The following is a 1,155-nucleotide window of genomic DNA, read 5'->3' on the forward strand; positions in this document are numbered from 1 at the left end:
CCAGCACGGAAAAGCCGGGCGGCATTGGCGAGCCGGGTACACCGCCCATTGCACCCGCCGTGGCCAACGCCTTGTTTGCCGCCACGGGCAAGCGGCTGCGCAGCCTGCCGTTCGACACCGAGCAGTTGAAGCGGGCCTGAGCCGCCTTTGTTCTCTGCAGCAAAAAGCGCCCCTCGGGGCGCTTTTCTTTTGTGAAGGCTTGGTGGCGCTCAGGCCGGGCCGGACAGTTTTCGCGCCAGGCCCTCGACCGCCAGGCGGTAACCATCGACACCAAAGCCCACGACGATGCCGGCGGCGGCGGGGGAGATGTAGGAGTGGTGGCGGAACGCCTCGCGGGTGTGCACGTTGGAAATGTGCACCTCGATCACAGGCAGATCGCCCACGCCCTTGATCGCATCGAACAAGGCCACCGAGGTGTGCGTGAACGCGCCGGGGTTGAACACCACCCCGCCGACCTCACCGGCCGCCCGGCGCCGGCCCGCTTCGTGGATCTTGTCGATCAGCGCGCCTTCGTGGTTGCTCTGAAAACACTCGGCCTGGAAGCCCAGGCGTTTCGCGTCTTCCTGAAAACGGGCTTCCACATCGGCCAGCGTGGCCGCGCCATACACACCCGGCTCGCGCGTGCCGAGCAGGTTGAGATTGGGGCCGTTGAGCAGCAAAAGGGTTTTCATGGCGGCAGGTGCAAAAGTGGGGATCGCAAGCGTACAGACAGCCGCAAGCTTAAACCAGCGGAACCGTGAGGCGTTCGATCACGGCCCGGGTGTCGGGGCGCACGCCGCGCCACCAGGCAAAGGCCTCTGCCGCTTGCTCCACCAGCATGCCCACGCCATCGGCCAAGGCCAGCACGCCCGCGGCCTGCGCTTGCCGCAGAAACGGCGTGAGTCCCTTGCCGTAGACCATCTCGTAGGCCAGCGCGCCGGGGGCGAATACGCGGGCTTCGATCGGCAGCTCCGCTTGCGACAGTCCGGTGGAGGTGGCGTTGATCACGATGTCAAAACGCTCGCCCTGCAAGTCTTCGTAACCACCGGTCTGCAAGCGGGCATGCGCCGAGAAGTCGTGGCGCAGCAGGTGGGCCTTGTCGGCACTGCGGTTGGCAATCGCCATCAGTGCCGGCTTTTGCGCGGCGATCGGCAGAATGGCGCCGCGCGTGGCGCC

1 protein-coding gene and 1 pseudogene are annotated in these 1,155 nt (G+C 66.5%); both read right to left on the reverse strand.

What is annotated here, in order from left to right; genetic code table 11:
• Positions 1–209: 209 nt before the first annotated feature.
• A complete protein-coding gene (aroQ, locus tag ABYB95_RS23785) occupies positions 210–671 on the reverse strand; it encodes a type II 3-dehydroquinate dehydratase (RefSeq protein ID WP_372662936.1) in 462 nt (153 codons plus the stop codon).
• 49 nt (positions 672–720) lie between these two features.
• Positions 721–1,155: pseudogene (gene aroE, locus ABYB95_RS23790) on the reverse strand (shikimate dehydrogenase); the annotation flags it as partial.

Origin of the sequence: Hydrogenophaga sp. (assembly GCF_041633695.1) — a bacterium.
Lineage (GTDB): Bacteria > Pseudomonadota > Gammaproteobacteria > Burkholderiales > Burkholderiaceae_C > Hydrogenophaga.

Coding starts and splice junctions, on each gene's coding strand:
- aroQ (WP_372662936.1), bottom strand. CDS start 671: ATGAAAACCCTTTTGCTGCTCAACGGCCCCAATCTCAACCTGCTCGGC.